General features: G+C 72.0%; 22 protein-coding genes and 4 tRNA genes. 13 read left to right on the plus strand and 13 right to left on the minus strand.

Annotated features, from left to right (window positions below):
• The 4 genes from purD (at position 1) to O7595_RS17445 (ending at position 6,252) form a co-directional block, all read left to right on the plus strand.
• A complete protein-coding gene (gene purD, locus O7595_RS17430; RefSeq protein ID WP_269729582.1) occupies positions 1–1,254 on the plus strand; it encodes a phosphoribosylamine--glycine ligase in 1,254 nt (417 codons plus the stop codon).
• Between the two features lie 568 nt (positions 1,255–1,822).
• The gene (locus O7595_RS17435; RefSeq protein WP_269729583.1) at positions 1,823–3,550 is read left to right on the plus strand and encodes a hypothetical protein; all 1,728 of its coding nucleotides are present in this window, start codon (positions 1,823–1,825) and stop codon (positions 3,548–3,550) included.
• 166 nt (positions 3,551–3,716) lie between these two features.
• Positions 3,717–5,201 (plus strand): N,N-dimethylformamidase beta subunit family domain-containing protein, encoded by a 1,485-nt coding sequence (locus tag O7595_RS17440; protein ID WP_269729584.1) that lies wholly within the window; start codon positions 3,717–3,719, stop codon positions 5,199–5,201.
• A 151-nt stretch (positions 5,202–5,352) separates the two neighbouring features.
• Positions 5,353–6,252 (plus strand): phosphoribosylaminoimidazolesuccinocarboxamide synthase, encoded by a 900-nt coding sequence (locus O7595_RS17445; RefSeq protein WP_269729585.1) that lies wholly within the window; start codon positions 5,353–5,355, stop codon positions 6,250–6,252.
• 41 nt (positions 6,253–6,293) lie between these two features.
• On the opposite strand, the gene O7595_RS17450 is transcribed toward O7595_RS17445, so the two are convergent.
• The 8 genes from O7595_RS17450 to O7595_RS17485 all read right to left on the minus strand — a co-directional run bounded on the left by O7595_RS17450 (position 6,294) and on the right by O7595_RS17485 (position 11,125).
• A tRNA-Gly gene (locus O7595_RS17450) sits at positions 6,294–6,369 on the minus strand.
• A 22-nt stretch (positions 6,370–6,391) separates the two neighbouring features.
• On the minus strand, positions 6,392–7,009 hold the full coding sequence (locus tag O7595_RS17455) for a response regulator transcription factor (RefSeq protein WP_269729586.1): 618 nt from the start codon (positions 7,007–7,009) through the stop codon (positions 6,392–6,394).
• Positions 7,010–7,058: 49 nt separating this feature from the next.
• Complete coding sequence (locus O7595_RS17460; RefSeq protein WP_269729587.1) at positions 7,059–8,453, minus strand: sensor histidine kinase; 1,395 nt, start codon at positions 8,451–8,453, stop codon at positions 7,059–7,061.
• Positions 8,454–8,471: 18 nt separating this feature from the next.
• The gene (locus O7595_RS17465) at positions 8,472–9,215 is read right to left on the minus strand and encodes an ABC transporter permease (RefSeq protein ID WP_269732525.1); all 744 of its coding nucleotides are present in this window, start codon (positions 9,213–9,215) and stop codon (positions 8,472–8,474) included.
• Positions 9,216–9,346: 131 nt separating this feature from the next.
• Complete coding sequence (locus O7595_RS17470) at positions 9,347–10,279, minus strand: ABC transporter ATP-binding protein (protein WP_269729588.1); 933 nt, start codon at positions 10,277–10,279, stop codon at positions 9,347–9,349.
• A 157-nt stretch (positions 10,280–10,436) separates the two neighbouring features.
• Positions 10,437–10,509: transfer RNA gene (locus O7595_RS17475), tRNA-Gly, on the minus strand.
• 78 nt (positions 10,510–10,587) lie between these two features.
• Positions 10,588–10,659, minus strand: a tRNA-Gly gene (locus O7595_RS17480).
• A 136-nt stretch (positions 10,660–10,795) separates the two neighbouring features.
• A complete protein-coding gene (locus O7595_RS17485; protein ID WP_269729589.1) occupies positions 10,796–11,125 on the minus strand; it encodes a histone-like nucleoid-structuring protein Lsr2 in 330 nt (109 codons plus the stop codon).
• Positions 11,126–11,424: 299 nt separating this feature from the next.
• On the opposite strand from O7595_RS17485, the gene purS reads away from it, so the two are divergent.
• The 3 genes from purS to purL all read left to right on the plus strand — a co-directional run bounded on the left by purS (position 11,425) and on the right by purL (position 14,771).
• Positions 11,425–11,670 (plus strand): phosphoribosylformylglycinamidine synthase subunit PurS, encoded by a 246-nt coding sequence (gene purS / locus O7595_RS17490; protein ID WP_017946142.1) that lies wholly within the window; start codon positions 11,425–11,427, stop codon positions 11,668–11,670.
• On the plus strand, positions 11,667–12,347 hold the full coding sequence (gene purQ / locus O7595_RS17495; protein ID WP_269729590.1) for a phosphoribosylformylglycinamidine synthase subunit PurQ: 681 nt from the start codon (positions 11,667–11,669) through the stop codon (positions 12,345–12,347). Before purS ends, purQ begins: the two co-directional genes overlap by 4 nt.
• Before the next feature lie 174 nt (positions 12,348–12,521).
• Positions 12,522–14,771, plus strand: a complete 2,250-nt coding sequence (purL, locus tag O7595_RS17500) for a phosphoribosylformylglycinamidine synthase subunit PurL (protein ID WP_269729591.1) — start codon at positions 12,522–12,524, stop codon at positions 14,769–14,771.
• Between the two features lie 286 nt (positions 14,772–15,057).
• Here purL and O7595_RS17510 read toward each other — a convergent pair whose 3' ends face one another.
• On the minus strand, positions 15,058–15,462 hold the full coding sequence (locus O7595_RS17510) for a nuclear transport factor 2 family protein (protein WP_269729592.1): 405 nt from the start codon (positions 15,460–15,462) through the stop codon (positions 15,058–15,060).
• Positions 15,463–15,583: 121 nt separating this feature from the next.
• Here O7595_RS17510 and O7595_RS17515 point away from each other — a divergent pair, with 121 nt between their 5' ends.
• From O7595_RS17515 to purM, 4 genes are all read left to right on the plus strand, one after another.
• Positions 15,584–16,378 (plus strand): maleylpyruvate isomerase family mycothiol-dependent enzyme, encoded by a 795-nt coding sequence (locus O7595_RS17515; protein WP_269729593.1) that lies wholly within the window; start codon positions 15,584–15,586, stop codon positions 16,376–16,378.
• Between the two features lie 44 nt (positions 16,379–16,422).
• The gene (locus O7595_RS17520; RefSeq protein ID WP_269729594.1) at positions 16,423–17,265 is read left to right on the plus strand and encodes an META domain-containing protein; all 843 of its coding nucleotides are present in this window, start codon (positions 16,423–16,425) and stop codon (positions 17,263–17,265) included.
• Between the two features lie 242 nt (positions 17,266–17,507).
• Complete coding sequence (gene purF / locus O7595_RS17525) at positions 17,508–19,025, plus strand: amidophosphoribosyltransferase (protein WP_269729595.1); 1,518 nt, start codon at positions 17,508–17,510, stop codon at positions 19,023–19,025.
• 36 nt (positions 19,026–19,061) lie between these two features.
• Positions 19,062–20,126, plus strand: a complete 1,065-nt coding sequence (gene purM / locus O7595_RS17530) for a phosphoribosylformylglycinamidine cyclo-ligase (RefSeq protein WP_269729596.1) — start codon at positions 19,062–19,064, stop codon at positions 20,124–20,126.
• Between the two features lie 63 nt (positions 20,127–20,189).
• Here purM and O7595_RS17535 read toward each other — a convergent pair whose 3' ends face one another.
• Positions 20,190–20,438: a DUF3073 domain-containing protein gene (locus tag O7595_RS17535; protein WP_138054382.1), complete on the minus strand. Its 249-nt coding sequence runs from the start codon at positions 20,436–20,438 to the stop codon at positions 20,190–20,192.
• A 280-nt stretch (positions 20,439–20,718) separates the two neighbouring features.
• Entirely contained in the window at positions 20,719–21,810 is a 1,092-nt protein-coding gene (locus O7595_RS17540) for a Leu/Phe/Val dehydrogenase (protein ID WP_269729597.1), read from the minus strand.
• Between the two features lie 155 nt (positions 21,811–21,965).
• Here O7595_RS17540 and O7595_RS17545 point away from each other — a divergent pair, with 155 nt between their 5' ends.
• Both O7595_RS17545 and bldC read left to right on the plus strand, forming a co-directional pair.
• Entirely contained in the window at positions 21,966–22,811 is an 846-nt protein-coding gene (locus O7595_RS17545) for a hypothetical protein (protein WP_269729598.1), read from the plus strand.
• A gap of 491 nt (positions 22,812–23,302) precedes the next feature.
• Positions 23,303–23,509 (plus strand): developmental transcriptional regulator BldC, encoded by a 207-nt coding sequence (gene bldC, locus O7595_RS17550; protein WP_003949541.1) that lies wholly within the window; start codon positions 23,303–23,305, stop codon positions 23,507–23,509.
• A gap of 423 nt (positions 23,510–23,932) precedes the next feature.
• On the opposite strand, the gene O7595_RS33890 is transcribed toward bldC, so the two are convergent.
• Both O7595_RS33890 and O7595_RS17560 read right to left on the minus strand, forming a co-directional pair.
• The gene (locus O7595_RS33890; protein ID WP_269729599.1) at positions 23,933–24,322 is read right to left on the minus strand and encodes a DUF6274 family protein; all 390 of its coding nucleotides are present in this window, start codon (positions 24,320–24,322) and stop codon (positions 23,933–23,935) included.
• Between the two features lie 121 nt (positions 24,323–24,443).
• Positions 24,444–24,518 (minus strand) — tRNA-Asp (locus O7595_RS17560).
• Between the last annotated feature and the right edge of the window lie 54 nt (positions 24,519–24,572).

Raw genomic sequence — 24,572 nt, forward strand, 5'->3', positions numbered from 1 at the left:
GTGAAGGTCCTCGTCATCGGCGGCGGCGCCCGCGAACACGCCCTGTGCCGCGCTCTCTCCCTCGACCCCGACGTGTCCGCTCTGCACTGCGCGCCCGGCAATGCCGGCATCGCGGACGTCGCCGAGCTGCACGCGGTGGACGCCCTCGACGGCGACGCCGTCGCCGCACTCGCCGGCCGTCTCGAGGCCGATCTGGTCGTCGTCGGCCCCGAGGCGCCGCTCGTCGCCGGTGTCGCCGACGCCGTAAGAGCCGCGGGCATCCCCTGCTTCGGCCCCTCCCGTGAGGCGGCCCGGCTCGAGGGCTCCAAGGCCTTCGCCAAGGAAGTGATGGCCGCGGCGAACGTCCCCACGGCGCGCAGCTACGTCTGCACCACCCCGGATGAGGTCGACGAGGCCCTGGACGCCTTCGGCGCGCCGTACGTCGTCAAGGACGACGGGCTCGCCGCGGGCAAGGGCGTGGTCGTGACCGCCGATCTGGAGCGGGCCCGGGAGCACGCGCTGGCCTGCGGCCGCGTGGTCATCGAGGAGTACCTGGACGGACCCGAGGTCTCGCTCTTCGCCGTCACCGACGGCGAGACGGTTCTCCCGCTCCAGCCGGCGCAGGACTTCAAGCGCGCGCTGGACGGTGACGAGGGGCCGAACACGGGCGGCATGGGCGCGTACTCGCCACTTCCGTGGGCCGATCCGAAGCTGGTCGACGAGGTCATGGAGACCGTGCTCCAGCCCACCGTGGACGAGCTCCGCCGCCGTGGCACACCGTTCGCCGGCCTGCTGTACGCGGGTCTCGCGATCACCAGCCGCGGCGTGCGCGTGATCGAGTTCAACGCCCGCTTCGGCGACCCCGAGACCCAGGTGGTGCTCGCCAGGCTCAAGACCCCGCTCGCGGGCGTCCTCCTGCACGCGGCCCGCGGCACCCTCGCCGACGAGGCGCCGCTGACCTGGCGCGGCGACGCCGCCGTGACCGTCGTCATCGCCTCCCACAACTACCCGGCAACGCCCCGCACCGGCGACCCGATCGGCGGGCTCGACGAGGTCGCGGTGCAGGACGCGCCGCACGCGTACGTCCTGCACGCCGGGACCAGGCGGGAGGGCGACGCGATCGTCAGCGCCGGCGGCCGGGTGCTGTCGGTGACCGCGACCGGCGGGGACCTGACCGAGGCCCGCGAGCGCGCGTACGCCGCGGTGGAGCGCATCCACCTGGACGGTTCGCACCATCGCAGGGACATCGCCGAGAAGGCGGCGTCCCGCCCCTGAGGCCCGTCGGGTTCCACCGCTCACCGGGCCCATCCGCCCACCGCCCGTCCGGCGCCCACCCGTCGGGTTCCACCGCCCACCGCGCGGCCCCGCCCACCGGGCTCCACCGCAGACGGGCGGGGGCGAGTCGCTTCTGCCGCGGCGGCCGCTCCCCGGTCCGGTGGCGCTTCCCCCGCCCGCTCTTCCTCAGGAGGCCCGGGAGCGGGTCACGCCGGCCCGCTCGTGGCGGGTCCGGACCCGTCCGGCCCACCGCCCCTGCCGGCCTGTTCGTCCGACCGCCGCGCGGCCGTCCCCCAGGGGGCGGTGCCCGGACCCGGGTACGGCGGCAGCCCGCCCGTTCGGCGAGGTCCGGGGGTCTGCAAGGCCCTGGTCACAATGTCAGCAGCTTTGCCCAAAGGCATTCCATCGAGTGACCGCTGCCCCATCCGGATGACGGCCGGGAAAGGCCCAACTAGGGTGCGGCGCAAGCGTTCCGGCACTTGGCCCACCGACATTGCGATGTCCGTGACGGGTGCCACAGTGGGGGAGTGAGCAACGCCGCCGAAGGGCAGAGGGGGTGAGTCCGGCCGTGTCCGGAACCGTCGTCGGTGAGGAGGCGGGCGCGCTGACCGCGCGTTCCCGTGCCCTCGCCGTGCTGCGGGTGCGCAGCAGGGCGCTGGCCCTGGTGCTGCTGCCCGCCGCCGTCGCCGTCGTGCTGTTCGTCGGCGGGGTCACCGGCCGGATCGGCGGTGGCCGCTGGGACCTCGCGCGCTGGGTGGTCACCTCCGCCGCCGTCCTCGTTCTGCTGGCCGCCGCCGTGGTCGCCGCCGTCATAGCGCGGGCCAGGCCCGCCGTCAGCCCGACGGTGCCGCTGGCCCCGGCCGCGGCCCCCGATCTGTACCGGCTGGTGGAGGACCTGGCCGAACGGATGGACGTGCCCGCGCCGTCGGCCGTGGCCCTCACCCCCGACTGCGACAGCTGGCTGGAGGACCGTACGCACCGGGCGCACGGCCCTCGCCGCGCGCCCCGGACCACGTCCCGGGACGGCGCACCCGTCCTGGTCATCGGCTCCCCGTTCCTGTGGTGGATGCGGGTCGCGGAGCTCCGCGCCGTGCTCGCGCCGGTCGTCGCCGGCACGGGCCCGTCGGCGCATCCCGACATAGCCGCTGCCCGTCGGTTCGTGCGCGGCCTGGACGCCGCGGCCGGGCTCGCGGCCCGTCCCGGGCTCGGGCCGGTGCGAAGGCTCGCCTGCGGGGCCGTGGGGCGGGTCGCCCGGGTTCTGCTGCGCGGCTGCCGCGGTCATGCCGCGGAGATGGAGCGCGGAGTCGCCGCGGCCGCCTCCGAGCGTGCCCAGGCCGTGGACTACGGGCTGAGGATCGTGGCGCAGGAACAGGTCGGCCTCGCGTACGCGGGATGGGACCGTCTGCTGACCCGCGTGGCGCTGCCCGCCTGGCGGATGGGGCGGTGGCCGAGCCGCCTCGACGCGGGAGTCGTCTCGGCGCTCACCGAGCTCTCCCGCCGCGACCGGCTGGCGGAGGGCTTCGCCTCCCGGCTCGGGGAGCGCCCCGCCTGCGATCTGCTGGAGGAGCCGGGGGCGGTCGACGAGGCCGCGTCCCTGTTGGCCGCCAGGCTTTTCCACGGCGGGCCCTCCGAGATCGGGCCGGACTGGTCGCCGGTGGACTGGCAGCAGTATCCGGAAGAGGTCGTCGACCGGAAGTGGCGCACGGAGGCCGCCCGGCTGCACCGGGTCCTCGACGCGATGGGCGTGCGGCCGTCCGCGGGTGTTCCCGCGGGCCCCACGCTGGCCCGCGTGATGGAGCACCTCGCCGGCCGCTCCGGGGCGGCGCCCGAGCCGCCGGCCGACGCCCCGGCCCAGGTCCCGCCCGTGCCCGGGGCGCCGGGCACCGACGGGCCCGGCGCGGTGCTCGCCGCCGGGATCAGCGCCGACGTGGCCCGTGAGGAGGCCGCGCGCGAGCGTTCGACCGCACCGCCGCGGGCCGCGGACCGCACGGGCGACGCCCCGGATCCCTGGGGCAACGACCCGCTGCCCCTCGTCCCCCTCCAACCGCCGCGCACCCCGCGGGAGCTGCTCGCCGACCATGTGACGGCCATGGTGTGCTGCGCGGCCGTGGACACCGCCGGCGCCGCCCCGGGCATGGACTGGCTGGACGGACCGGCCCTGCTCATCAACGGTGAGCGCCGTGCGGACCTGGGTACCCGGGTGCTCAGTCTGGTCGAGGACGGGGACCCGGAGCCGCTGCGTTCCTGGCTGGCGACGGCGGGCGTGCGTGCTGAGAAGCCGGTCCGTCTGGTGTGAGGGGAGCCCCGGACGGTTTCCGCCACCCCAGGCCGGAATGTTGCGTTCCGTTCACGTCAATTCACGACGAACGGTGACGGTGTGCGTGCGTTATGTGATGTGCTGGGACCGGCGCTGACGGTCAGCGCGCCGGGACCGGTCTCAGGGGACGAGGGAGGGGCGCACGATGGGGGCGGAGGACATCCGTGGGGCCGAGCCGATCCGGCGCTGGGAATCGGGTGCCCTCGCCCATGCCGTCACGGATCCGTTCGGGCAGGGCCCGCTGCCCTGGCTGCGCGGCAGCGAGCACTACTTCGACGACACCGGCCAGGTCGTGCCCTGGTACGCGGACCCGGACGCGGCCGCGGGCCGCGGGCGCTCACGCGGCCTGCGCACCGCCGACGACGTGCACCGCCAGATCAAGGGCTTCGCGTCCAACGGCGCGGTCGCCCCCGGCGAGGCGATCGACTTCCACATCACGGTCGACCCGCCCCAGCGCTTCTCGGTCGACGTGTACCGCATCGGCCACTACGGCGGTGACGGCGCCTCCAAGATCATCACCAGCCCCCGTCTCGCCGGGATCGTCCAGCCGCCGCCGCTCGCCGCCGACCGCACGGTCTCCTGCCACCACTGGTGGCTCTCCTGGCGGCTGCAGGTGCCGTCGTTCTGGTCCGTCGGCGCCCACGTCGCCGTCCTCACCACCGAGGACGGCTACCGCTCGCACATCCCCTTCACGGTCCGCGACAGCCGCCCCGCGGATCTGCTGCTGCTCATGCCCGACATCACATGGCAGGCGTACAACCTCTACCCGGAGGACGGGCGGACCGGAGCCAGCCTCTACCACGCCTGGGACGAGCACGGCCGGCTGCTCGGGGAGAACGACGCCGCGGTCACGGTCTCCTTCGACCGCCCCTACGCCGGGGCCGGCCTCCCGCTGCACGTCGGGCATGCGTACGACTTCATCCGGTGGGCCGAGCGGTACGGCTACGACCTCGCGTACGCCGACACCCGTGATCTGCACGCCGGGCGGATCGACCCGACCCGCTACCGCGGACTGGTCTTCCCCGGCCACGACGAGTACTGGTCGGCGCCCATGCGCCGGACCGCCGAGCTGGCCCGCGAGCACGGCACGTCCCTCGTGTTCCTGTCGGCCAACACCATGTACTGGCAGGTGGAGCTCGGCCCCTCCCCGTCCGGCGTCGCCGACCGGCTGCTGACCTGCCGCAAGCGACGCGGCCCCGGTCGCTCCGCCCTCTGGCGCGAGATCGACCGCGCCGAGCAGCAACTGCTCGGCATCCAGTACGCGGGTCGGGTGCCCGAGCCCCACCCGATGGTGGTGCGCAACGCCGGCCACTGGCTGTGGGAGGCGACGGGCGCCGGGGACGGCGACGAGATCCCCGGACTGGTCGCGGGGGAGGCCGACCGCTACTTCCCCCGGGCACCGCTCCCCGAGCACGAGGGCCGGATCCTGCTGGCCCACTCCCCGTACACCGACGGCGACGGCGCCATCCGCCATCACGAGACCTCGCTCTACAGGGCCCCGTCCGGCGCGCTCGTCTTCGCCTCCGGCACCTTCGCCTGGTCGCCGGCCCTGGACCGGCCGGGCCACGTGGACGAGCGGATCCAGCGCGCCACCGCCAACCTCCTCGACCGGATCTGCAAACGCGACTGAGTCCCCGGCCGCGCCCCGGGCCGCGTCCCTCCGGAACCGCCGGGGAGGGGGGAGTCCCCCACGGAGTGGACGGACGGACCCTCCGGCCCGCCGCGGTCCCCGGGTGGGGGAGAATCGGAAGCGCTCCTGGATCAACCTACGCGGAGGAACCGTGTCCGGATTCGTAGAAAAGCCCGAGCCGATTCAGGTCCCGGGCCTCACCCACCTCCACACGGGCAAGGTGCGCGATCTCTACGAGAACGAGGCCGGGGACCTCGTGATGGTGGCGAGCGACCGCATCTCCGCGTACGACTGGGTGCTGCCCACCGAGATCCCCGACAAGGGGCGGGTGCTCACCCGGCTCTCCCTCTGGTGGTTCGACCGTCTGTCGGACCTCGTGCCCAACCACGTGATCTCCACCGACCTCCCGGCCGGCGCCCCCGCCGACTGGGCCGGCCGCACTCTCGTCTGCAAGGCCCTCGACATGGTCCCGGTCGAGTGCGTCGCCCGCGGCTACCTCACCGGCTCCGGCCTCGCCGAGTACGACGAGAGCCGTACGGTCTGCGGGCTGGCCCTGCCCGAGGGGCTGGTGGACGGTTCGGAGCTGCCCGCCCCGATCTTCACCCCCGCCACCAAGGCCGCGGTCGGCGACCACGACGAGAACGTGCCGTTCGAGGAGGTCGCCCGTCAGGTCGGCGCGGAGACGGCCGCGCTGCTGCGCCGGACGACGCTCGACGTCTACGCCCGCGCCCGGGACATCGCCCGTGAGCGCGGCATCATCCTCGCCGACACCAAGTTCGAGTTCGGCTTCGACGGCGAGCGGCTGATCATCGCGGACGAGGTGCTGACCCCGGACTCCTCGCGTTTCTGGCCCGCCGACCAGTGGCGGCCGGGCCGCGCCCAGCCGTCGTACGACAAGCAGTACGTGCGCGACTGGCTGACGTCGCCGGCCTCCGGTTGGGACCGCAGGAGCGAGCAGCCCCCGCCGGCCCTTCCGCGGGACGTCGTGGAGGCGACCCGTGCCCGCTACCTGGAGGCGTACGAGCTGCTGACCGGCACCGCCTGGTCGTGACGCGAAGAAGCCCCCGGCCGCGGGGCCGGGGGCTTCTCGACTGGAGCGGACGACGAGGCTCGAACTCGCGACCTCAACCTTGGCAAGGTTGCGCTCTACCAACTGAGCTACGTCCGCATGCGCCGTGGCGCGGAGCCCACTATACCCAACCTCGCTCGCGTGCGAGGCGCACCGCGGTGTGCCGGTTCTCCGCGCCCAGTTTCGCCGCCGCCGACGACAGGTAGTTGCGGACCGTGCCCGGTGAGAGCGAGGCCCGCTCGGCGATCTCCGCGACCGGTGCTCCGTCCCCGGCCAGTTCCAGCACCTCCGCCTCCCGCGCGGTGAGCGGGGAGTCCCCGGCGGAGATGGCGTCGGCGGCCAACTCGGGGTCGACATAACGGCTTCCCTCGTGCACCGTACGGATGATCTCGGCGAGCCGCCGGGCGCTGACCGTCTTCGGCACGAATCCGCGCACCCCGGCCGCGAGCGCGCGCTTGAGATGGCCGGGGCGGCCGTGACTGGTCACGATCATCGTCCGGCAGCCGGGCAGCTCCGCCATCAGCGATGTGGCGACCTTCACACCGTCGCCGCCGGGCATCTGGAGATCCAGTACGGCCACGTCCGGCCGGTGCGAGCGGGCCATCGCCAGAGCCTCCGTACCGGATGCGGCCTCCGCGACGACGAGCAGATCGTCCTCGAGCGCGAGCAGCGCGGCGAGCGCGCCACGGATCAGATGCTCGTCGTCGGCCAGCAGCACCCGCACGCGATCCTGCGTCACGCCCAGTCCCTCCTCGCGTTCTCGCTCTCCGTTCCGCCTGTCCCGTACGTCACACCACGGCGTCCCGTTCCGTTCCGCCGGGTTCCCCGCCAGGCGCGCGTTCGTCCGTCGTGCTCCCGCCCGTCGCGGGTTCGTCCGCCGCGCCTCCGGCCTCCGCGGGTTCGTCCGTCCCGCCGGGCGGCGCGGGGGGCTCCTGCCTCGGCACGTCGGGCGTGCCCCCCGCCGGGACCGGCACTCGTGCGGTGAGGCGGAAGCGGGCGCCCGGGGCGGGGCCCGCGTTCAGCGTGCCGCCCAGCGCGGCCAGACGCTCCCGCAGCCCGGTGAGACCGGTCCCGGGGGCGCCGGGGGCGGCCGGAGCCCGGACACCGTCGTTCTCCACGGTCAGGACCGCGGCGCCGACCGTCGTCGTGAGCCCGATGGCGCACTGCGCGGCGTCCCCGTGGCGCAGTACGTTCGTCGTGGCCTCGCGGACGACCCAGGCGAGCGCGGACTGGATCTCCACCGGAAGGCCGTCGGCCGTCCGCCCGTCCTCCGGCGATCCGATCGTGCAGCTGATTCCCGCGGCACCCAACACCCCTCGGGCCCCGTCCAGTTCGGTCCGCAGATCCGCGCCCCGGTAGCCGCGTACGACGTCCCGGACCTCGCGCTGGGAATCCCGGGCGATGCGCTGCACTTCGGTCATCTGCTCCAGCGCCCGGTGCTCGCCCCCGCGTTGCGCGAGCTGTACGGCGAGTTCGCTCTTCAGCGCGATCACCGCGAGGTTGCGGCCCAGCACGTCGTGCAGGTCCCGGCCGAACCGCAGCCGCTCCTCCGCGACCGCGAGTCGCGCCTGCACGTCCCGGGCCTCACGCAGTTCCCACATCACCGCGAGGACCCACATCGAGACACGAGCGGTGAAGGCGAGCCAGCCGATGGTGAAGGCGACCGTCCCGAGGGTGAACAGGGTCTCCGCGGTGCCCCGGCCGGTCAGTGGCACCAGCACGCCCAGCAGAGCCAGCACGCCCCCGTGGACCAGTACCGTCGTTCGTCGCCGCACGATCAGGCAGTGCGCCGTCGCGAAGGGGACGAGGGCGGTCGACAGTGCCATGGGCAGCGTCCCCTCCATGCCGACCGTCGCGGCCAGCCACAGTGCCGTGCCGGTTGCCAGGGCCGCCACGAACGCGGCCCCGCCGACCAGCCTCCGGGGGACCGGGCCCTGCCCCAGATAGGCGCCCATCGCGTGCCGGGCCAGCAGGGTGGAGACCACGCCGTTCGCCACCGCGAGCAGCGGGGCGCCGACGGCCACGGCGGGGTGTGCGCCGAGGCGCACGGGCCGGGTCAGCATGAGCAGCGTCAGCGCGAGCAGCGCCACCCAGACGAGCAGGTACACGGTGCCGCGTGTGTAGAGGTCCACCTTGGCGAGCCCGCTGCGCCCGCTCCAGCCCCGTACCCGCACCCGGGACACCCCCGATCCCTCCGGTCCTCAGCGCCGCGGCTCCCAGCGGAACCACCGTCGCACAGCAAACACCGAGATCACGGTCCAGGCCAGCGCGTTGATTGCCGCGCCGGTGAGTCGTGCGGTGTCCGCGCCGCCGCCCACGCCGGCCTCCACGAGGCGCATCACGCCGGTCATCGGCAGCAGTTCGCACACCGAGACGACCCGGTCCGGCAGCACGTCGAGCGGGATGAACAGCCCGGAGCCGCCCGCCGAGACCATGAACAGCGGAAGGGTGGTGATCTGCGCGCTCTCCACGGTCCGGGTGATCGCGGAGGTCGCGGCGGCCAGGGCCGTCATCACGACGGTGCCCAGCAGCGCTCCGGCGGAGAGGAGTTCGGGCCGCCGGGGGGCGTCCGCGCCGAGGAGCACGACCCCGGCGGCGACCACCAGGGCGCTCTGCGCGAGTGCGAGCGCGGCCGCGGGCAGCGCCGTTCCGGCCAGGATCTCCGTGTCGGACACCTCGCCGGTCCGCAGCCGCTTGAGCACCAGCTCCTCGCGCCGGGCGACGAAGGCCGAGGTGAGATTGAGGTACACGACCAGGATCAGCACCATGCCGACTCCCCCGGTCATGAGGGCTTCCGCGATGCTCAGGCCGGCTCCCGCGAGATCCATCCCGCCGAGCGTCCCGCGCAGGGCGCCCACCATCGCGACCGGCATCAGCAGCGCGACGAACAGCGCGGTCCGGTTCCTCACGAGGAGGGTCAGCTCGGCCCGGCCCAGGGCGCCCAGCCGTCCGGCGGCCGTGGTCCCGGCTCCGGACCCGGCCGGGGCCCCCGTCGCCCGGCTCGCCCCGCTCTGGCCCGCCGTCTCGGTCCGTGCGGTGCTCGCATGCGTGGTGTTCGTGTGCGTGGTGTTCGTGTTCACAGGGCACCTGCCAGTTCCGTGTCCGTGCCCGGCCGGGCGATCTCCAGGAACGCCTCCTCGAGCGAGGCGGAGCGGGCGTCGAGGCGGTCGAGCCGTACGCCGGCCTCGTCCGCCCAGCGCAGCAGTTCGCCGAGCGAGCGCTGCAGTTCACGGGTGCGGATCTCGACGCGCTGTCCGTCCGCGGCGGCCCGCAGTGTGAGCGGCAGCCGGGAGGCGGGTACCTCCCCCGGCAGGAGGAAGCGGATGCGCGACGGCCGCGAGGCGGTCACCTCGTCCGGGGTGCCGGTGGCGACGATCCGCCCGGCGTGCATGATCGCCAGCCGGTCGGCCAGGCTTTCCGCCTCCTCCAGGTAGTGCGTGGTCAGCACCACGGTCGTGCCGGCGTCCCGCAGTTCCCGTACCAACTGCCAGGTGTCGCGGCGCCCTTCGGCGTCGAGGCCGGTCGTCGGCTCGTCGAGGAAGAGGACCTCGGGCCGGCCGAGCAGGGCCAGCGCGAGGTCGAGCCTGCGCCGTTCGCCGCCGGACAGCTGCTTGACCCGGACGCCGGACCGCCGCCCGAGACCCACGAGATCCAGCGCCTCCCCCGCGGGGCGGGCGCCGCTGGTGCAGCCGGCCCACATCCGCACCGTCTCGGCGGCCGTCAGGTCGGAGGGGAATCCACCCTCCTGGAGCATGACCCCGATCCGGGGCCGTACGGCGGCCCGTTCGCGGTACGGATCGCGGCCGAGGACGCGCACGGTGCCGGCGCTCGGGAGGGCGAGTCCCTCCAGCAGTTCGACGGTGGAGGTCTTGCCGGCGCCGTTCGTCCCGAGCAGCGCGAAGAGTTCACCGCGCCCCACTGAGAAGGTGATTCCGCTCACAGCCTCGAACCCGCCGTGGTAACCGCGGCGCAGTCCGGCTGCCTCGATCACGTGCCCATCGCTGTTCATGGATCCAGCGTTCCGCCGGACCCCGGCCGTCGGCAGTGCGCGCTGTCATCGGCGCGCATGACAAATGTCAGAACCAGTGGGCGGAACGGGGAAGGAAAGGAGGCGGAGGGGGACACGACGAAGGCCCCGGTCGAGATGACCGGGGCCTTCGTACCCGAGCGGACGACGAGATTCGAACTCGCGACCCTCACCTTGGCAAGGTGATGCTCTACCAACTGAGCCACGTCCGCATTGCTCCCGCTCAGCTCTCACTGGCGGTGCGTCCACCACTGTACCCGATCCACCGAGGTGGTCGGTACGTGGTGCGGAGCGGGTGACAGGAATTGCACACTGCGCCTTCCCTCTGGAAGAGGGCTGTTCTACTACTGAACTACACCCGCACGCTCCGTGAGGTCCGGCCCTCCGGCCTCGCCCCTCGGCGTGATCCAGACTTTAGCCCACCTGCGGGGGTGCAGCGCAACTCGGTTCTCGCCGGAGCCGGGCCTGCGGGTCTTCTCCCGCCGTGCGGGCGGGTGTTCAGCTCGCCTCCCGGAAGGCCTCGTAGACGCGCTTGGGGATCCGGCCGCGCGCCGGCACGTCCATCTTGTTGGACTGCGCCCAGGCCCGGACGGCGGCCGGGTCCGGGGCGAGGTCGGTACGCCGGTACTCCTTGCGCGGCCGGCCGGCGTGCCGGGCCGCCTTGCGTCCCGCTGCCATGTAGGGCGCGAGGGCGGTGCGCAGTTTCTTTGCATTGGCGGGATTGAGGTCGATCTCGTACGACTTCCCGTCCAGCCCGAACGAAACCGTTTCCGCCGCCGTTCCGCCGTCGATGTCGTCGAAGAGCGTCACCACTACGCGCTGCGCCACGGATATCGGTCCTTTCCTGCGGTCCGCCGTGCGGGTCGGTACAGGTCAGTGCTGACCCGGGGCGTATCCGGTATTCCGGCTGTTGCGGGGGCAATGCTGCTTTCCGCTGTATTCCTTTGTACAGCGGGCGGCATCGTATTGGGAAGCCCAGTCAATTGTGTCCGCGTGTCCTCGGCAATGGGTCGGCTCGGTTTTTCCCTGGATTTCCCCTTCGCGTTCTCCGTATATCTATGCGCGTAGATTTTTCGGGCGGGTACGCTGAGGGAACCGCCTTCAGCACCACACCATCGGGAGTGCCAGTGGCACGCGTCGTAGTCGACGTCATGCTCAAGCCGGAGATCCTCGACCCGCAGGGCCAGGCGGTGCAGCGCGCACTGCCCCGCCTGGGCTTCGAGGGGATCGCGGACGTACGTCAGGGAAAGCGCTTCGAACTCGAGGTCGACGGGCCGGTCGACGAGGCCGCCCTCGCCCGTATCCACGAGATGGCGGAAACGTTCCTCGCGAACACCGTCATCGAGGACTTCGTCGTCAAGGTGGAGTCGTGACGGCTCGTATCGGTGTCGTCACGTTTCCTGGGACGCTCGACGACCAGGACGCACTGCGCGCCGTCCGTCTCGCGGGCGCCGAGCCCGTTTCGCTGTGGCACCGCGACAAGGACCTCAAGCAGGTCGACGCGGTCGTCCTCGCGGGAGGCTTCTCCTACGGCGACTATCTCCGGGCGGGCGCCATCTCCCGCTTCTCGCCGGTGATGGAAACGATCATCGACCGGGCGAAGTCCGGGATGCCGGTCCTCGGGATCTGCAACGGCTTCCAGATCCTCACCGAGGCCCATCTGCTGCCGGGCGCGATGCTCCGCAACAACCATCTGCACTTCATCTGCCGCGACCAGAAGCTGCGGGTGGACAACGCGGAGACGGCCTGGACCGCCGACTACGAGCAGGGTCAGGAGATCTCCGTTCCGCTGAAGAACATGGACGGTCGCTACGTCGCCGACGAGCGCGTCCTCGACGAGCTCGAGGCCGAGGGCCGGGTCGCCTTCCGCTACCTGGACCTGAACCCGAACGGCTCGCTGCGCGACATCGCCGGAATCACCAACGCCGCGGGCAATGTCGTCGGGCTGATGCCCCACCCCGAGCACGCCGTGGAGCCCCTCGTCGGCACAGGCGGCACGGACGGCCTCGGGTTCTTCACCTCGATCATCAAGAGGCTGGTCGCCGCATGAAACTCGACACCGGAGCAGCCGAGGGAGCGAGTGAGCGCCCCGCCCGCGTCCGCAGCACCATCCGCACGCGAAGGAGCGACCGAGCGTGACCCTCGACACCGGAGCAGCCGAGGGAGCGAGTGAGCGCCCCGCCCGCGTCCGCAGCACCATCCGCACGCGAAGGAGCGACCGAGCGTGACCCTCGACACCGTCAAGCACGCCACCGAGACGCCCGAGACCGAGCAGCCCTGGAAGGACCTCGGCCTCAAGGAGGACGAGTACGCGCGCATCCGCGAGATCCTCGGCCGCCGCCCGACCGGCGCCGAGCTCGCCATGTACTCCGTCATGTGGTCCGAGCACTGCTCGTACAAGAGCAGCAAGGTCCATCTGAAGCAGTTCGGCGAGAAGGCCCCCGAGAACGACGCGCTGCTCGTCGGCATCGGCGAGAACGCGGGCGTCGTCGACGTCGGCCAGGGCTACGCGGTCACCTTCAAGGTCGAGTCGCACAACCACCCCAGCTACATCGAGCCCTACCAGGGCGCGGCCACCGGTGTCGGCGGCATCGTCCGGGACATCCTCGCGATGGGCGCCCGGCCGGTGGCGGTCATGGACCCGCTGCGCTTCGGCGCCGCGGACCACCCCGACACCAAGCGCGTGCTGCCCGGTGTCGTGGCGGGCATCGGCGGCTACGGCAACTGCCTGGGCCTGCCCAACATCGGAGGCGAGGTCGTCTTCGACTCCTGCTATCAGGGCAACCCGCTGGTCAACGCGCTGTGCGTGGGCGTCATGAAGCACGAGGACATCCACCTGGCCAAGGCGTCCGGCGCGGGCAACAAGGTCATCCTGTACGGCGCCCGTACCGGCGGTGACGGCATCGGCGGCGTCTCCGTGCTCGCCTCCGAGACCTTCGACGACACGAAGCCCGCCAAGCGGCCCGCGGTCCAGGTCGGCGACCCGTTCCAGGAGAAGCTCCTCATCGAGTGCACCCTGGAGGTCTTCCAGGAGAAGCTGGTCGCCGGCATCCAGGACCTCGGTGGCGCCGGTCTCTCCTGTGCCACCTCCGAACTGGCCTCCGCGGGCTCCGGCGGTATGCGCGTCGAGCTCGACACCGTGCCGCTGCGCGACGCGACCCTCTCGCCCGAGGAGATCCTCATGAGCGAGTCGCAGGAGCGCATGTGCGCGATCGTCGAGCCGCGGCACGTCGACCGCTTCATGGAGATCTGCGAGAAGTGGGACGTCATCGCCACCGTGATCGGTGAGGTGACGGAGGGCGAGCGGCTGGAGATCTTCTGGCACGGCGAGCAGATCGTCGACGTGCCGCCGGGCACCGTCGCCCACGAGGGCCCGACGTACCACCGCCCGTACGCCCGTCCCGAGTGGCAGGACGCGCTCCAGGCGGACGACGCGGGCAGGCTGCCCCGTCCGGCCTCGTCCGAGGAACTGCGCGAGCAGGTCCTGAAGCTGGTCGCGTCGCCGAACCAGGCCGCCAAGTCCTGGATCACGGACCAGTACGACCGCTTCGTGCAGGGCAACACCGTGCTCGCCCAGCCCGAGGACGCCGGCATGGTCCGCATCGACCCGGACACCAACCTCGGTGTGGCGGTCGCGACGGACGGCAACGGCCGTTACGCGAAGCTCGACCCGTACACGGGCGCGCAGCTCGCCCTGGCCGAGGCGTACCGCAACGTCGCCGCGTCGGGTGCCAAGCCGCTCGCCGTCTCCGACTGCCTGAACTTCGGTTCGCCCGAGGACCCGGCCGTCATGTGGCAGTTCGCCGAGGCCACCCGTGGTCTTGCGGACGGCTGCCAGCGGCTCGGCACCCCCGTGACCGGCGGCAACGTCTCGCTCTACAACCAGACGGGCGAGACGGCGATCCACCCGACACCGGTCGTGGCCGTGCTCGGTGTGATCGACGACGTGACGCGCCGTACGCCGATCGCGTTCGCCGAGGAGGGCCTGCTGCTCTACCTGCTGGGCGACACGCGCGAGGAGTTCGGCGGGTCGGCCTGGTCCCAGGTGGTCCACGACCACCTCGGCGGTCTGCCGCCGAAGGTCGACCTGGACCGGGAGAGGCTGCTCGCGGAGATCCTGATCGCGGGCTCCCGCGACGGGATGATCGACGCGGCGCACGACCTGAGCGACGGCGGTCTGATCCAGGCGGTCACCGAGTCCTGCCTGCGCGGCGGGCGGGGCGTCCGGCTGGTCGTGCCGGACGGTCTCGACGCCTTCACGTTCCTCTTCTCCGAGTCCGCGGGCCGGGCCGTCGTCGCGGTGCCCCGCAGCGAGGAGCTCCGTTTCACCGACATGTGCGGTGCGCGGGGGCTCCCGGCCCACCGCGTCGGCGTGGTCGACGGGGACGCGGTGGAGGTGCAGGGCGAGTTCACCGTCCCGCTGAGCGAGCTGCGCGCCGCGCACGAGGTGACGGTGCCGGCGCTGTTCGCCTGAGTCGCCGACACGGCGGAGTCCCCGCCCGGGCACGGTCCGGGCGGGGACTCCGTCGTGTGCGGGCACGAATCGCGTCGCCTCGGATCGGCAACGCTCACCGAGGAGCCGCTGGACGACGACCGGTCGGAGTTCGCCGACGCCTTCGCGGCCCTGGGGCATCCGATGCGGCTGCGCCTGCTGCGCGAGACCGTCGACGGCCGCCGCGAGGCGGCCGAGCTCTCCGGGCCGGCGTCCCGTGCACCTGGCACGGGGTGGGTGTGCCGCGCGACGCGGAGACGTCCACCGCTCAGCCTGCGGCGCCCCAGAAAGCGTCCGCCTCGTCGATGTCCTGAACGCACTCGTCGATGTCGGAGATCTTGCCGCCGACGATCGTGAACCAGAGTCCGCCGGGCATCTCGATCCCGCGGTCGCCACGGTCGGCGTAGTACGTGTGGACGGCCATCACATGCCCGCGGCCGTCGGGGAAGGCGCCCCTGAGCTCGACCCGCAGGGTGCCGCCAGTGAGCTCACCGAGCTCCCGGTACAGATCAAGGATGTTGTCCTGGCCCTTGTAGTGCCCCGAGATCCGGCTGCCGCCGGGCACGTGGTGCACGCAGTCCGCCGTCAGCAGGGAGCGGAGGGTCTCCATGTCACCCCTGCCGAACGCCTCGTAGCCCCGGCGGACCAGGGCGGTGTGCGGGTGCTCGGACATGTCCGCCACACTCCTTCCTCGCCGTTACGGCCCCCCTTCATCGTCCGCCGGGCACGGGCCGGTCGCCAGGCAGCCGCCTCGGCCCGGGTCGGTGTCCGAGGGGCGGGTTAGTCTCGGCCCCATGCCACCGGCCAGGAAGCGCGCCCGCAGATACGACCCCGTCAGGCTCCGCACCGCCGTCCTCGCGCAGTTCGGACATGTCCGGGAAGCCGTGGGGGGTCTGACGACCGAGCAGCTGGCACTGCCGACCCGGCTCGGGGACTGGACCGTCCGCGAACTGGCGGCGCACATCGCGCAGACGTTCGGCGCCGTCGCCGGGGCCCTCGACCTCCCGGAGCCGGCGAGGGCCGATGTGACGCTCCTGGACCGGCCCCTCCCGACCGCCGAGTGGGCCGGCGCCGTCGGCGGGGGCACGGGCACGGCGGTGGCAGCCTCCGAGGACCTCCCGGCCCTGTACGCGCGGACTGCGGGGGAGGTCGAATCCGCGCTGGCGGGCGTGTCCGGCGAGCGGCTCGTCCAGACCGGGGCCGGTGCCGTGCGGCTCGCCGACCACCTCGTCACCCGTGCCGTGGAACTGGTCGTCCACACCGACGACCTGGCGGACGCCACCGGCCTGGACCTCCCGTACGACCGCCAGGCGCTCGCCGCCTGTGTGCGGCTGCTCGCCGACGCGCTCGCCGCGAAGGCCCCCGGCGGCTCGGTGGAGCTGAGGATTCCGCCGTACGCCGTGGTGCAGTGCGTCGAGGGGCCCCGGCACACCCGCGGCACACCCCCGAACGTCGTCGAGACCGACCCGCTGACCTGGGTCCGGCTCGCCACGGGACGCGAGGACTGGGCGGCGGCGCGGGAGGCGGCGAGGGTGAGCGCGAGCGGCGAGCGTTCCGACCTGTCGGCGCTGCTTCCCGTGACGGCCTGACTGCTCCCGGGGAACCTCAGCCCCGCCCGTCCCGTCCGAACGACATGCGTACTCAACTGATCGTTCCCACGGTGGCCGCGCTGACGGCCGCGATCACGCTGACGGCCTGCGGCTCCCAGAAGGGCCCGGGCCAGGGTGCGGGGGACGACGCGGGCGGCTCCGTGCGGCCCGCGGCGCCCGTCACCGGCGTGCACTGGACCGTCCAGCACGTGACCGTCGACGGCAAGAGGTCCGAGGCCCCGACCGGGGCCCATGTGGAGTTCACGACCGGGGAAGCGGGCAAGGACGGCGCGAAGGGCCGCGCCGAGGGCAACTACGGCTGCAACCACTTCGGGGCCGATGTGACGATCGAGGGCGACACCATCACCGTCGGGCGCGGTCAGATGACGGAGATGGGCTGCCCTCAGGGCGTCGCGGGCTTCGAGGAGGCCCTGCGCACGGCCTTCTCCGGTGAGCTGAAGGCGAAGGTGTCGGGGAGGAACCTGACCCTGGCCGCCGCCGGGGGCGACTCCATCGCGCTGAGCGCGCAGCCCGCCGCCCCGCTCGCGGGCACCAAGTGGACCGTCACCTCTCTGCTCAAGGAGGAGACGACCGCCTCGCTGCCGCCCGGCACCGAGGGCAGGGCCCACTTCGTCATCGGCAAGGACGGCTCGCTGAGCGGCAATCTCGGCTGCAACGACTTCCGCGCCGAGGCTAAGACGTCCGGGTCGACGCTCACCGTCGGCCGGCTGTCCAGCACTCGCAAGATGTGCGCGGGTACCGCCGGGATGCTCGAGAAGGCCGTGACCGAGGCCCTCACGGGCAAGGTGTCGTACGAGCTGGACCACCGCAGTCTGACCCTCACCTCCGCGGACACCGGCAGGGGAGTGGCGGCGACGGCCGGGTGACGCGGACGGAGGACCGGGTCGCAGGGACGGCCCCGCACGGTGGCTGCCCCCGGCCCGGCCCGGCCCCGCTCGGGCGTGCGGAGAGTGATGTGCGGCACGCCCTTCCGCCCCACCTACTCGCCCGTAGGACCCCCCAAAGGCTTTATTACGCGGCTTTTGTGTGAACCTCCGACCCGGTGGGGGCGGTTCTGTGCCGCGTCCCCAATTCGGACCAGTGGTCGATCTCGCCTACACTCGGTGCCGTGCCACGTGGTGACGGACGACTCAACCACGACCTGCTCCCCGGCGAGAAGGGCCCCCAGGACGCTTGCGGCGTCTTCGGTGTCTGGGCTCCGGGTGAAGAGGTCGCCAAGCTCACGTACTTCGGGCTCTACGCCCTCCAACACCGGGGCCAGGAATCCGCGGGCATCGCGGTCAGCAACGGCTCCCAGATCCTCGTCTTCAAGGACATGGGCCTCGTGTCCCAGGTCTTCGACGAGACCTCACTCGGTTCCCTCCAGGGTCATATCGCGGTCGGTCACGCCCGCTACTCGACCACGGGTGCCTCCGTGTGGGAGAACGCGCAGCCGACCTTCCGGGCGACCGCCCACGGCTCCATCGCGCTCGGCCACAACGGCAACCTGGTGAACACGGCCCGGCTCGCCGAGATGGTCGCCGACCTGCCCCGCCAGGACGGCCGCGCCACCCAGGTCGCCGCCACCAACGACACCGACCTCGTGACCGCGCTGCTCGCCGGGCAGACCGACGAAGACGGCAAGCCCCTCACCGTCGAGCAGGCGGCCGCCAAGGTCCTCCCCGACGTCCGCGGCGCCTTCTCCCTCGTCTTCATGGACGAGGACACGCTGTACGCCGCGCGCGACCCGCAGGGCATCCGCCCGTTGGTCCTCGGTCGGCTCGAGCGCGGCTGGGTGGTCGCCTCCGAGTCCGCCGCCCTGGACATCTGCGGCGCGAGCTTCGTCCGCGAGATCGAGCCGGGCGAGCTCATCGCGATCGACGAGAACGGCATCCGCACCTCCCGCTTCGCAGAAGCGAAGCCCAAGGGCTGTGTCTTCGAGTACGTCTACCTCGCCCGCCCCGACACCGACATCGCCGGCCGCAACGTCTACCTCTCCCGCGTGGAGATGGGCCGCCGCCTGGCGAAGGAGGCGCCCGTCGAGGCCGATCTCGTCATAGCGACCCCGGAGTCCGGCACCCCCGCCGCCATCGGCTACGCGGAGGCATCGGGCATCCCCTACGGCTCGGGCCTGGTCAAGAACGCCTACGTGGGCCGGACCTTCATCCAGCCCTCCCAGACGATCCGGCAGCTGGGCATCCGCCTCAAGCTGAACCCGCTCAAGGAAGTCATCAAGGGCAAGCGGCTCGTGGTGGTCGACGACTCGATCGTCCGCGGCAACACCCAGCGCGCCCTGGTGAGGATGCTCCGCGAGGCCGGCGCCGCCGAGGTGCACATCCGGATCTCGTCCCCGCCCGTCAAGTGGCCGTGCTTCTTCGGCATCGATTTCGCGACCCGTGCCGAGCTGATCGCCAACGGCATGACGATCGACGAGATCGGCACCTCGCTGGGCGCCGACTCGCTCGCGTACATCTCCATCGACGGCATGATCGAGGCCACGACCATCGACAAGCCGAACCTGTGCCGCGCCTGCTTCGACGGCGAGTACCCGATGGAACTGCCCGACCCCGAGCTGCTCGGCAAGCAGCTTCTGGAGACCGAGCTTGCGGGCGGCGCGGACGCCGCCGACGCGCTCCGTCGTCCGTGACAAGGTCCCGTCATTCCAACCGAAAGATCCCAGGCAATGTCTGAGACAGGTGCTTCCTACGCTGCCGCGGGCGTCGACATCGAGGCGGGCGACCGCGCCGTCGAGCTGATGAAGGAGTGGGTGAGGAAGACCCGCCGCCCCGAGGTCCTCGGCGGCATCGGCGGCTTCGCCGGCCTCTTCGACGCCTCCGCCCTCAAGCGCTACGAGCGCCCGCTGCTCGCCTCCGCCACCGACGGCGTCGGCACCAAGGTCGACCTCGCGCGCCAGATGGGCGTGTACGACTCGATCGGCCACGACCTCGTCGCGATGGTCATGGACGACATCGTCGTGTGCGGCGCCGAGCCGCTCTTCATGACCGACTACATCTGCGTCGGCAAGGTCCACCCGGAGCGCGTGGCCGCCATCGTCAAGGGCATCGCCGAGGGCTGTGTCCTCGCCGGCTGCGCCCTGGTCGGCGGCGAGACCGCCGAACACCCGGGTCTGCTGGGGCCGGACGACTTCGACGTCGCCGGCGCCGGTACGGGCGTCGTGGAGGCCGACCGGCTGCTGGGCGCCGATCGCATCCGTACGGGGGATGCGGTGATCGCGATGGCGTCATCGGGCCTTCACTCGAACGGGTACTCGCTCGTGCGGCACGTGGTCTTCGACCGGGCGGGCTGGACGCTCGACCGGGAGATCCCGGAGTTCGGCCGCACCCTCGGCGAGGAACTGCTCGAGCCCACCAGGATCTACTCGCTGGACTGCCTGGCTCTGACCCGGACCACCGAGGTGCACGCCTTCAGCCACATCACCGGCGGCGGGCTCGCCGCCAACCTGGCGCGCGTGCTGCCGGACGGCCTGCACGCGGTCGTCGACCGGTCGACGTGGACGCCGGGCGCGGTCTTCGACCTCGTCGGCGGCGCCGGCCGGGTGGAGCGCGCGGAGCTGGAGAAGACCCTCAACATGGGCGTGGGGATGATGGCGGTCGTTCCGCAGGAGTCGGTCGACGCCGCCCTGACGACCCTCGCCGACCGCGGTGTCGACGCGTGGGTCGCCGGTGAGGTCACCGAGCGCGGGGAGCACACCACCGGCGCCGGGATGGTCGGCGACTACGCGAGCTGAACAGCACAGAACCCGGTCCGGGGCTGGGCCTCGGACCGGGTCTGAAGAATGCAGGTGCAGGCGTCAAGCACCGCGACGCTGTGACGACGGACCGGACTCCTCGTCCTCGTCCTCGTCGTCGTTGTACATATCCGCGTAGCGGGCGTACGGGTCGTCGTCCTCGTCGTCCTCGAACGGCTCCGCGTTCGGCGGTTGACTCGAAGTCGATGCGCCCAGCTCGCTGGCCAGACGTGAGAGATCCGTCCCACCGCTGTTGTACTTCAGCTGGCGGGCGACCTTCGTCTGCTTGGCCTTGGCCCGGCCGCGCCCCATGGCTCGACCCCCTCGGTGACGGGGCTCGACGGCCCCAGAGTCTTGACACGCGTTCATGGTTCGGAGCGGGCTCTCCGTGGAGAGACCGGTCCGTAGGGCTTCAACGGTACCTGCTTCCGCGGCCATACGGTACGCCGCCCGCATCACGTGCCACCCCGCAGGACCCGCGAGGCGCCCCGTCCTCGCTGGTCAACCGCGATTTTAACCTCTTCTCGGCGGGCGGCTCGCCGACCGGCGTGAGTCTTGTCTCCCCCGGTCGGCGAGGAGCACCCGCGGGATGCTATCGGCGACGCGCCTCCGCCATCCGCTGCTCCGCGATGCGGTCCGCGGCCGCGGCCGGCGGAATGCCGTCCTCATTCGCACGTGCGAATATCGCCAGCGTGGTGTCGAAGATCTTCGACGCCTTCGCCTTGCACCGGTCGAAGTCGAAGCCGTGCAGCTCGTCGGCGACCTGGATGACCCCGCCCGCGTTCACGACGTAGTCGGGTGCGTAGAGGATGCGGCGGTCGGCGAGGTCCTTCTCGACGCCGGGGTGCGCGAGCTGGTTGTTGGCGGCGCCGCACACGATCCGGGCGGTCAGCACGGGAACCGTCTCGTCGTTCAGCGCGCCCCCGAGGGCGCAGGGGGCGTAGATGTCGAGGCCCCCCATGGACTCCGCACGGATCAGCTCGTCCGTGTCCCGGGCCACCCGCACCTGCGGGAACTTGTCCGTGATCCGGCGCACCGACTCCTCGCGAACATCGGTGACGACGACCTCGGCCCCGTCCTCCAGCAGGTGCTCGACCAGGTAGTGGCCGACCTTGCCGACGCCGGCCACGCCCACCTTGCGGCCGCGCAGCGTGGGGTCGCCCCACTCTGCTTGCGCGGAGGCGCGCATGCCCTGGAAGACGCCGTAGGCGGTGAGGACGGACGAGTCGCCGGCGCCGCCGTTCTCGGGGGAGCGGCCCGTGGTCCAGCGGCACTCGCGGGCCACCACGTCCATGTCGGCCACGTAGGTGCCGACGTCGCAGGCCGTGACGTAACGGCCGCCGAGGGACGCGACGAACCGGCCGTAGGCCAGCAGCAGCTCCTCGGTCTTGATCCGCTCCGGGTCTCCGATGATCACGGCCTTGCCGCCGCCGTGGTCGAGGCCGGCCATGGCGTTCTTGTACGACATCCCCCGGGAGAGGTTCAGCGCGTCGGCGACGGCGGCTTCCTCGGAGGCGTACGGGTAGAAGCGGGTGCCGCCGAGGGCAGGGCCCAGGGCGGTGGAGTGGATGGCGATGACGGCCTTCAAACCACTGGCGCGGTCCTGGCAGAGCACGACTTGCTCATGTCCGCCCTGGTCCGAGTGGAACAGGGTGTGCAGGACGCCGTCGGTCACATCGGTCACGGTGGTGACTCCCAAGTACGAAGCGGCGATTGCGGGCCCTCCTGCGGGTGGGGAGGGACCCGATGGGCAAGAGAGTAAGTCCTACGGAGGGGTAGATCGGTCCCAGTGCTCAGGATCACCCTCTCCCGGAGTACGTGCGTGGAAGGATCTGTGACATGACGGCCGCCACTTCTGTGCTCGTCCCGTACGCGTCCTACCTGCGGGTGTACGAGCCCCTGGCGGCGTTCCCGGAGCCCGAGCGGAGCCACTGGTCCCGTTATGCCCGCTCCGGCCGGACCCCCACCGCCCAGGACGAGCTCAGGCGGTCGCTGGCGGACCTGCTGCCGACCCCTCCCGTGCCGGTGCCGGTCCACGAGAGTGCCGACGCCTTCGTCACGGAGGACGACGGCGTCGTCCGGATCTGTCCCTGGCGGACCAGACTGCGCGGCTGGCTGGCCCTGGAGGAGCTGACCGGGCTCTTCCCTCCCCTGGTGCTCGACGCGGTGCTGCCCCCGGTGGTGCGCGGCCAGGCCGCCGCCGACTACGAGGCGTGGCGGGAGCGCAACCCGGACGCCCGTCCCTGGATCAGGACGGCGGTCTGGCAGGTGCCGGTGCGCTGGTTCGTCCTGTTCGCGGACGACGAGCGCGAGTACGAGCCGGGCGAGGTGCCGGGGGTGCCGCCCCTGCTGCGCTACCGCACGCCGATGGTCCAGGCCAGGCGCAGGCTGGCGCGGGGCCTGAAGACCCTGCGGGACACGACCGAGGAGGGTCCGCTCACGGAGGGGCTGGTGGATGTGGGGCGATGGCTGGAAGAGTTCCACCCGCGCTCCCTGGTCGAGCTCGACTACGGCGGTCTCGTCCACGCCCTGCCGCCGGACCGGCTGGCCGAGGACCGGTCCGCCGCCGACGTGGCCGCGGGCATCGCGGCGCTGCGGGACGGCGACGGCGAGGGCGCGGGTGCGGCCTACGGCCGGCTCACGGACCGCTGGCGGGCGGTCCGGGACCGTCAGTTCGCGAACTGACGAGCGGGGCGTCGCGTACCCTTCCCGGAACCGAACCGGGCATGTAGGGGACGTAGGTACCGATCCGGGCCTTTGGTTCAAGCGTGACGGACAGCACTAAGTCGTCCCTTGCAACCCTCGCCCACCCTCGTGCCAAAATAGGACAAGGAGTCCGGGGAGGGTTCCTTCCGCCTACCTAAGGGCGGAAATCTCAGCATTGCACTCTATGGGGGGTCTGATGACTCCTGATCGCTCTGTGACTGATCGTCACTGTGACGTGACTGTCCGTTATGGCATGAACCATCGGCTTCCGCCGCTGATGAACACCTGAGAGGGCAATTCCATCGGTTTGGCCGACGTGGCTGGACAGATGGTGTAGTTGTAGTGCCGAGGACAAGCCGTTCGTCCTATAACCGACTCGGCCCGCGTCCGCCATTTCGGGCAACGCGGGTCAAGGTGCAGAATTTAGAGGAAAGAACCGAGAAGGTTCGGTTCTCCCGAGGAGGCCGCTCATGACCGCTCGCACCCCTGATGCCGAGCCGCTGCTGACCCCGGCTGAGGTTGCCACGATGTTCCGCGTGGACCCGAAGACGGTCACGCGCTGGGCCAAGGCAGGCAAGCTCACGTCCATCCGTACGCTCGGTGGACACCGCCGGTACCGCGAGGCAGAGGTCCGCGCACTGTTGGCGGGTATCCCGCAGCAGCGCAGCGAGGCCTGACACCCCGATCAAGGGCATCTCCGGACCCCCAATCCGGTAGCCCTGCACAGAGCTCGACACGGCGGGCGCCTGCCCCAACAGGTTTCGTCGTCGATCGCGCTGGACTCCGCCGGGTCCAGCGCGATCTTTTTTGTGCGCCGGCCGTTCGGGCCCTGTGTGCGGGCGGTCGGCGGACGGGGCGGGGCGCATGTGCGGCGTGCGTCCCGTAGGGGGCTCCGGGAGCCCCTGGGGAGTCGTGCGGGGCTGCTCAGGCAGGGGTGCAATTGCACGTATTTGATTTTTTGTTTGTAGGGAGGGCGTAAAGTCGCCTGCCCCGCAAACTCATTCGGTGACTCCCGTCACATGCCGTAGGTCTTGCCGCGTGTGGCCCGTCCTCCCCCTGCGAGCCTGCCACCCGTCCGCGGCGGGGCAAGGTGCCGTCGGTCATGCACGGGTGGGACCTTCGTCCCCGGAGCCGGAGCCGGAGCCGGAGCCGGAGCCGGAGCCGGAGTCGGGCACGGGGCCGGAGCCGTGGCGATGCCCGGCGCGCGCCGGGCCGACTGCTTCCGTCGGGTCCGTCGGGCGCGCGGCGTTCCGCGGCCTCTCCGGGCGCTCCACCACGGCCGGGGCGGGGGCGGGCGCCTGACGGCCCCCCAGAGGCGCGGAAGGTGGCGGAACGGACTCCTCCGGCAGGGCCTCCGACGGGTCCATGGCGAGGCGCAGCAGCCGATGGCAGACCGGACACCGTCGGGTGAGGTGTCGATAGCCGGAGGCGGCCGCCAGATGGGCGCGCAGCAGCGCCCTGGTCTCGTGTCTCGCTGTGGATGCCGCCATCGCGCCACCTCCGCGGATCCGGGGGCCCCGCAACCCCTGTCCTGACTGGGTACCGTCGGCGCAAGCCCCAGTCAATACGCCAGAAGGCCCGCACCACTTGGCGCGGGCCTTCCGTTCACTGCGGTCCTGACGGGATTTGAACCCGCGGCCTCCACCTTGACAGGGTGGCGAGCACTCCAAACTGCTCCACAGGACCAGATTTCGCAGCCGATCGCTCGTTGGCTGCGAGAGAGACTGTACAGCAGGTCAG

Origin of the sequence: Streptomyces sp. WMMC940 (assembly GCF_027460265.1) — a bacterium.
Lineage (GTDB): Bacteria > Actinomycetota > Actinomycetes > Streptomycetales > Streptomycetaceae > Streptomyces.